This window comes from Facklamia sp. P9177 (assembly GCF_050409585.1).
Taxonomy (GTDB): Bacteria; Bacillota; Bacilli; order Lactobacillales; family Aerococcaceae; genus Facklamia.
On the sequence record NZ_JBNUPE010000027.1, the window covers coordinates 1 to 7,207 of the forward strand.

Annotated in this window: 10 protein-coding genes; 1 reads left to right on the plus strand and 9 read right to left on the minus strand. The window is 33.2% G+C overall.

All coding sequences use genetic code 11. From position 1 onward, the window contains the following. Positions 1 to 258: 258 nt before the first annotated feature. The 6 genes from ACQV18_RS09065 to ACQV18_RS09090 form a co-directional block, all read right to left on the minus strand. On the minus strand, positions 259 to 915 hold the full coding sequence (locus ACQV18_RS09065) for an ABC-2 transporter permease (protein WP_428892984.1): 657 nt from the start codon (positions 913 to 915) through the stop codon (positions 259 to 261). Between the two features lie 164 nt (positions 916 to 1,079). Then, positions 1,080 to 1,745 carry an ABC-2 transporter permease gene (locus tag ACQV18_RS09070; protein WP_428892985.1) on the minus strand — a complete coding sequence of 222 codons (666 nt, stop codon included), beginning with the start codon at positions 1,743 to 1,745 and terminating at the stop codon, positions 1,080 to 1,082. Then, on the minus strand, positions 1,742 to 2,590 hold the full coding sequence (locus ACQV18_RS09075; protein ID WP_428892986.1) for an ABC transporter ATP-binding protein: 849 nt from the start codon (positions 2,588 to 2,590) through the stop codon (positions 1,742 to 1,744). Before ACQV18_RS09075 ends, ACQV18_RS09070 begins: the two co-directional genes overlap by 4 nt. After that, complete coding sequence (locus ACQV18_RS09080) at positions 2,577 to 2,963, minus strand: GntR family transcriptional regulator (protein WP_428875552.1); 387 nt, start codon at positions 2,961 to 2,963, stop codon at positions 2,577 to 2,579. Before ACQV18_RS09080 ends, ACQV18_RS09075 begins: the two co-directional genes overlap by 14 nt. 108 nt (positions 2,964 to 3,071) lie before the next feature. Next, positions 3,072 to 3,272, minus strand: a complete 201-nt coding sequence (locus ACQV18_RS09085; protein WP_428885289.1) for a cold-shock protein — start codon at positions 3,270 to 3,272, stop codon at positions 3,072 to 3,074. Positions 3,273 to 3,492: 220 nt separating this feature from the next. Then, positions 3,493 to 4,356, minus strand: coding sequence for a GNAT family N-acetyltransferase (locus ACQV18_RS09090; protein ID WP_428874222.1), 864 nt, complete (start codon positions 4,354 to 4,356; stop codon positions 3,493 to 3,495). Positions 4,357 to 4,541: 185 nt separating this feature from the next. Here ACQV18_RS09090 and ACQV18_RS09095 point away from each other — a divergent pair, with 185 nt between their 5' ends. Continuing rightward, positions 4,542 to 5,291 (plus strand): hypothetical protein, encoded by a 750-nt coding sequence (locus ACQV18_RS09095; RefSeq protein ID WP_428874220.1) that lies wholly within the window; start codon positions 4,542 to 4,544, stop codon positions 5,289 to 5,291. A gap of 150 nt (positions 5,292 to 5,441) precedes the next feature. Here ACQV18_RS09095 and ACQV18_RS09100 read toward each other — a convergent pair whose 3' ends face one another. From ACQV18_RS09100 to ACQV18_RS09110, 3 genes are all read right to left on the minus strand, one after another. Further along, positions 5,442 to 5,708 (minus strand): DUF1722 domain-containing protein, encoded by a 267-nt coding sequence (locus tag ACQV18_RS09100; RefSeq protein WP_428892987.1) that lies wholly within the window; start codon positions 5,706 to 5,708, stop codon positions 5,442 to 5,444. A gap of 130 nt (positions 5,709 to 5,838) precedes the next feature. After that, the gene (locus tag ACQV18_RS09105; protein WP_428882387.1) at positions 5,839 to 6,672 is read right to left on the minus strand and encodes a TspO/MBR family protein; all 834 of its coding nucleotides are present in this window, start codon (positions 6,670 to 6,672) and stop codon (positions 5,839 to 5,841) included. A 148-nt stretch (positions 6,673 to 6,820) separates the two neighbouring features. Beyond that, complete coding sequence (locus tag ACQV18_RS09110; protein ID WP_428874218.1) at positions 6,821 to 7,078, minus strand: DUF5960 family protein; 258 nt, start codon at positions 7,076 to 7,078, stop codon at positions 6,821 to 6,823. Positions 7,079 to 7,207 lie beyond the last annotated feature (129 nt).

Here is a 7,207-nt window from a genome sequence, read left to right on the forward strand (position 1 = left end):
TAGTTTTATCCCGCAAATTTTTAAAATTTCAGGACATTTTCATTTACGGTTGACAATTTTATTTGAAAGTAAATGATGCTTTTGTTAAACGTAAATGATGCTTTCATATATAATTAGCTGGGAAGTCAAGCGGCTGTAAGCCAATTGAAATGATACGAATTATTAAATAGCTGTTTTAACATCCTATATATTATTACTCGATAAAATGTTTCAGCTGAAAACACTTAAATGATTGTCGAATTTTACTCCCTTGTTCATTTAATAGTCACGTCCTCTCATAATCTTCATACTTATAATTAAGGAAGCAAAATAAGTAAAACTCATGACTAGTATGGAAGTAAAGAGTTGGCTCCATTTATTTGAAAAGAAGTTTTTCAAAATCCTGTATAAATCTGTTGAAATTATCTTTTCACTGAATAAAAAGAGAACCACTCCAACAATACAAAGGACTAAAAAGCTAAAGATTATTAATAGTGTCCCTTCTGAGCCAAATTTTAATTGAATAGGTAACAGTATCAAAACCAGGATTGAGCTAACAGCCAAAATCATTAGTATCGTCAAAAGATTGTCTATAAAATTGAAAGTTTGTGGACTTTGAAAATAAGCGACGAGTGAAGTCAAATAAACTTCAAAAACTAATAAACCTATTAACCCTATGATTAAGGAAAAGTATTTTGAATATACGTAATCTTCGCGCGAATATGGTAGGGTCAAAAGCATTGGCATCCCATTTTCCCTCTCATCATAAGTCATGGGTGACAGTATCAAAGATAAGATTGAAACTGAAATAACACTCATCAAAGCCAGGTCACCAGATTTAATATACAAGATAATGAAAATCATTATTATTGGTAAAAAAATATGTAACTTGGTCTTGCGAATTAATAGCCAATCTTTATATAGCAAACCTTTCATAAGCCACCACCTCCTTTTATTAATTTTACATCGCTTTACACTGATTATTTATTCGTGGAGAACATCGAAAAGGGGCATTGATTTTCTAAGCTGAATTTTAATATGAATGACTTAAGTGAACGTTTAATCTTGATCAATGACATTTCTATACTTGCCTTCACAATTTAATACTCCCGCTTTTGCATAATTCTGCTACTTATATAATAGGATATGCCCATTATTCCTGCTATCACTAGTATAAATAAAAAGAAAACATTCCAATCATTTGCTAAGAAATTTTGCAAGAACTGTATTTGATCCAATGAAATTAACTTAAACTCCTTAATAAGATAAAGAACTCCCATTATTCCTCCAAATAATAAGCCACCTACTACCATCATGGCAATCATTGCTTTTTTAACACCATATTTTAAATAAATGGGAAGCAAAATCCAACACATAGCAGAAGATACCACTAAAGTACTCAATATTTCAAGAAAGTTGTCAGTAAAAGAAAATTCTTCAATATTTTTGAAGGTAGCCATACTGGTGATTAAGCCCACTTCAAAAACCAATAAAGTAACGATGGTTATAACTGCAAACAAATATTTTGAACGCACATAGTCTTGCCGTGTATACGGTAGCGATAAAAGCATGGGCATGCCATTATCATACTCATCGTAAGAAATAGTCGAAATAATGGAGAATATACCTACCATCGAGGTGTAAGTCATAAAAAATAATTTATCGTCCCCACTATAAAGCACAATGATTCCTACCACTACTGGTATCAGAAATTGCAGACCCATCTTACGAATTAGTAGCCAATCTTTATAAAGCAATCCTTTCATTTGCGACCACCTACCATTAATTTAATTAAGTCATCCACCGAAGCTTTTTCGATAATTACTTGTGGATAATTTTCCAAATAAAACTGTCTTTGATTGGTTAAGCAGCAATAACCATAATTTGTCTGATCAATCTTAATGATATGCGTTTGATCGATCTGATCCAGTTCTTCTTGACGAAGCTTTAAAATACCATAGCTAGATAAAAGTTGATCCATTTCCTCGTACATAACTATTTTACCTTGATCGATAAGGTAGAAATCATCGCAAATCCCTTCCAAATCTGTGGCAATATGGGAAGAAATTAAAATGCTCGTTTGCGGAGACTCGTCTAAGTATTCACGCAAAATATCTAATATTTCTTCACGCGCCACTACATCCAACCCTGAGGTCGGCTCATCCATTATTAAAAATTGAGCTTTATGCGAAATGGCCGTAATTACTTTCAGTTTTGCCTGCATACCTGTCGAAAATTTTTCAAACTTTTTATCCCACGTTAAGCCTTGCTGGTCTACAAAATGTCTAAACATGGCCTCATCAAAGTTTCGATAGCTACGCTTTAAGATAGCTAAAACTTCTTTACAATTCATCACTCGACTAAAATTGGAATCCGACAAAACGACCCCCAACTTCTCCTTGTCATGACCAGATAACTGATTAACCGGACGCCCAAAAAGTTCAACTTCCCCTTGATCAGGAAAGATCAAACCAAGAATCGCCTTAATCGTCGTTGTCTTGCCAGATCCGTTCCTACCCAAAAAGCCAGTTACCATTCCTTCTTTAACTTGCAAACTGCAATCGAGCTGAAAAGAACCGTAATTTTTCTTTAAATGATTAACTTTTAACATCCCAATCCCCCATTAATAAATCAAATATGGACTGCATTTCATCTTTACTTAAGTGAAAAAGTTGTGCTTTCTCAATTGCTTGAGCCATTATAGCTTCCACTTGCATCAACTGTTCATTACGTAAAAGTTCTTGATTGGCTTCTAAAACATAGGAGCCCTTACCATGAACTGTCTCAATAAACCCTTCTCTCTCCAATTGGTCATAAGCTTTTTTGACCGTTAGCGCACTGATCTTCAATTCCTTAGAAAGGGATCTCACGGAAGGAAGCGCACTTGCAGTCGGTATTTCTCCTGCTAGAATCATTGCAGTTATCTGGTCTACAATTTGTTCATAAAGAGGAGTCATACTTGTATTATCGATAATTATTTGCATGCATTTTGCCCCTTTCGTAAACAGTGTATAACAGTATATAACACTTGTCAATCCTTTTATAAAAAACACAAAAAAACCCACCAGCTTTGCTGGTGGGTTTAAATTATATTAAAGTTTTACGATGTTTGCGGCTTGGTCGCCACGATCGCCTGAAACAACATCGTAAGACACTGCTTGGCCTTCATCTAATGTTTTGAAGCCGTCTCCAGAAATAGCTGAGAAATGTGCAAAAACATCTTTCCCATCTTGTCCTTCGATGAAACCAAAACCTTTATCGGCATTAAACCATTTTACTGTACCTGTATTCATATATAAATCCTCCTGTGTGCGTCTTAAGCACTTTGTATTGCAATAACTAAATAATTAAAAAGAAGATTTACATTTGTTGAATGGAAATGACTTAATTAACTTATTTCTTTACTACTTACCTAGTATAGTCCAAAATTATTGATCTGTCAAACTTTATTTGAAAGTAAATGATGCTTTCATAAATTAAGAGCTAGAAAGTCAAGTGGCTGTACTAAATGTTCTATTTTTTAAGTTCTAAGTGGACAATACGAGTGATTTCCTTAAACCCTAACTTTTTATAAAGATTAAATGCAGTTTGGTTATCTGCTTCAACTGTTAAGTGGAAAGGCTTATGATTTGATTGAATCAAATCATTAATTGTTTGCTTCATTAGGTAAGTGGCAATTCCCTGCCCTTGAAAATTTGGGTCCACTGCAACACCAAATAAATAATTGACATCTGAGCTTTGGTCAGCAGAAATGGATGCAACTACATACCCTTGGCATAGGGCTACATAGATGGGGCTTTCTTGGTTTGCTACTGTTTCTCTAGCATATCGTAGGCTCAGCTCATAATCATCCTCAAAGCTTTCGGATTGAAAGCGAGCAATTTCCTCTACATGTTCCTCAGAAGCAATCAGAACTTTAATATCAAAACGTTCTTCAACTAAGTAAGGACTTGTCCCATAAGCCATTAATACTTCCTCATCTGTTAACAATAAGTTTAAAGAGACTAAAAATTTTGGATTTTCATCTATAAATATGCGTTCCGTTTTAAAAGTAAGAGATTTAATTCCATAAGAAGCAGTTTCTGATTGAAAGTTTTCGTAAAGTTTAGATGCTATGCCCTTGCGTCGATAGTTTGGATCGACAATTATTGAAAGTTCCGCTTCAGCATCATCGGCATAAACTGCTAATAAACCTATCATTTTCCGATCTTTATAGGCCGTAAAAAAACTAGGCATTGATCGATCAAAATTGTATCGATTAAATAGATACGGATCAGAAAAGGTTCGATCCACTTGATGTTTGTGTGTTAAAAGATCTTTTGCTGCTTGTATGTCGTTATTAGATAGATTTTGTTTACTTTGATAATGAATATTCATCTTACACACCCTTTTTAGCTAAGAATTAAATTTATTGCTTGATAATTTTAAGCTGAATAATCTGATTTAATGTTATAGATTTATATATCAATCTTTCTTCTATATTACATTAAAGTGAAAGTTGTTGCTATTTGATAACTTGTATAGCATATTATAAATAACAAATCATTTGAGAGGTGGTCACTATGAAGAATAAATTTTTTATTAAAGTCCTCTGTTTAACATTAGGAATTATGACAGTAACCCTTGAGGCCAGTGCTGAAAATAAAGAAAAAGAGAGAATTCCTGCAAAAATTCAATCCAGTTTGAAACTAGAAAAAAAAGAAACTGCTAAAGCAGGGGCGATGACCGAACAATTAATCAAGGATGGCAATTCAAAAGTCACAAAGTATGATAAGAAGAACAAAGACTATCAAAATCAAGAAGCCATCATTCCAAAAAACTATTTAGACGTTATGCATACCGAGGGAAAAGTTTTAGGAAAAAACCCCAATACCATCGAATCAAATGGGATCGTCGTCGAATATATTCCTTTAGAAGATAATACAGGCAGTAAAGATGACTTTGACCAAGTGAATGATGTATTAGGGATAGATGGTGTTCCTCAAGTTGGAATGAATGGTATCCGTACCTTTTTTGGCCATTATTATGACCATATTAATACAGGAGCTTTTGCTCCCTTTGCTAGCAACAATTATTTTGAACCGGGTAATGAATTTATTGTTACAGATAAGGACGGAATATCCAAAGGCTATGAAATCACAGCAATCATTCCCATTCAAACCGACTTCCAATATAACTATTTCTATAATGAAGATTCTATTCCCTTCCTTGCCTATTACGGAAATGGCGATGACATGGCTGCCTTTATGACTTGTCGTTGGGATAAAGCTATTGGCCAAATGGATTTTGCTATAGCTTATCGCATTTGGTAGATATCAACCTTCAAATTAACTCTAATTAATTTTGACCTTCCTTTTGGAAGGTTTTTTCTAATAAAAAGAGCCTTTCACCTTTCAATCCAAGTTAAAAACTTAAATTAAATGAGTAGAAGACTCTAATTGGAAATTTATTTAAATTCGCTTTTATTTTAGTAAAGTCGATGCCTGCAAATAAGAATTGGTGTATCGCTCAAGTAAATGGTTGATATATTTAATGACATCATTTGGTTCGATTTTTCCTTGTGGATAGACCTCTAAGCTGCTTAAAAAATCATCTTTTTCCTGCTGATTGGCTTGTTTTTCAAAATAAGCCCATCCATGAAGCAAGGCATTTACGCTTTGCTTTTGGTTTTCTGGCATTTTTCGGCAATATCTTTTTTCCACGAACATATTCGAGGTCAACATGATCATTTTTAAGGTGCTCTTTAATCTCTAAGTAAATATTTTGTAATTTAGAAAGAACTAAATACTTATTTCTTCTCCAAAGAGATTGACTTTCTTTTTTTGAAATTTTGACCCACCATATTTGTTCCCTTTCTACTCATTGATTTTGGCTGTTTACATCCTTTGGGAAGATGCTATTTTTATTCCTAACAAACCGATAGATAGCCGATACTACTAAGATAGCTAAACCAGCTAATAAGACAGCTTTAATACTTGTTACTAATTCCGGACTATGTACACCTTCTTCATAATTACTATAAATGCCATAGAAAGCCCAAGCTATTGAGATAGGAAAGAAAGCATTCTTATACATAAAGACATAGCCTACAACGAAAACAATGGCAATAATAATAACCACCAATGACCACACTGAATCTGAGATACCAAAGCCATCCCAGCCTATTTTGACTAAGAAAATAGAGATGTTTAAAAAAGTTGCGATTAAAACCCAAGCAGCATAGAGTGTAAAAGCGTAAGCTGGTAAATTATAAGAAATATTTTTACTGTTATAATTAATTTTTTCAATCAGTTTCATTAATGCTAAGAGTAATATAAAAATCATCACAACAGAAAGACCTATCAATTCGTATGAAAAACTAAAGATCCAACCCATATTAAAAAGACAGGAAACGATAAATAAAGGAGAAATCAGTGAAATAGTATGCATAATTTTTTTATCATCACGCTTAAAGGCTAAATAAGTCAGCGTGATTAACACTAAGGTGTAAATCACACCCCATATACTAAAAGCAAAACCAGCGGGAGTAATCAGTGTTGTATATTTAGCAGATACTTCTTGCTGGCTCATATCATTAATTAAACCTGATCCCCCCAAATAATTGACAAATATGGTAAGAAAAAAAGAGATGAAATCAGCTATTATCCAAAAATTTGTTCTATTAACAGCTTGACTCTTTGTTTGTTCTAACATATTTATCATTCCTTTTTACATTTTAAACTAACGACCTTTAGATACCCCTCAACTCAATTCAATTCAATTCAAAAAAACGTTTCCACTTTGATTATAACATCTTTACTTATTAATAATATGTTCTGCATGTTTGTCCATTAAATAAATTTTAAAACAAATCACAGCCACGATATTCATAGAACTTATCAACTACACGAAAATAAAAACAATGATTTTTGCCGTCTAAACTTTTTGCTCGAGGTAAGATAAAAAATGTTATCTCATCTCTTTGCATCATCTTAATAATGCTGTCGATTACACAATAAAGAGGCAAACCTACAGCTGAATATCTCATATAATCTTCTTCTAATTGTCGATAGGCCAAATCAAAAAAATTAATTTCCAGCGCTTGTTCTTCCTTCAACATCGAATCACCTCTTCAACATTATAGAACGTATGTTCGTTTTTTCAAGAGGTTTTAACTTTTAGCATTTTTTATCTTCTAGAGTTGTCAAACATATGTTACACAAGGTGCTTCTAAATGGGCATGCTTATG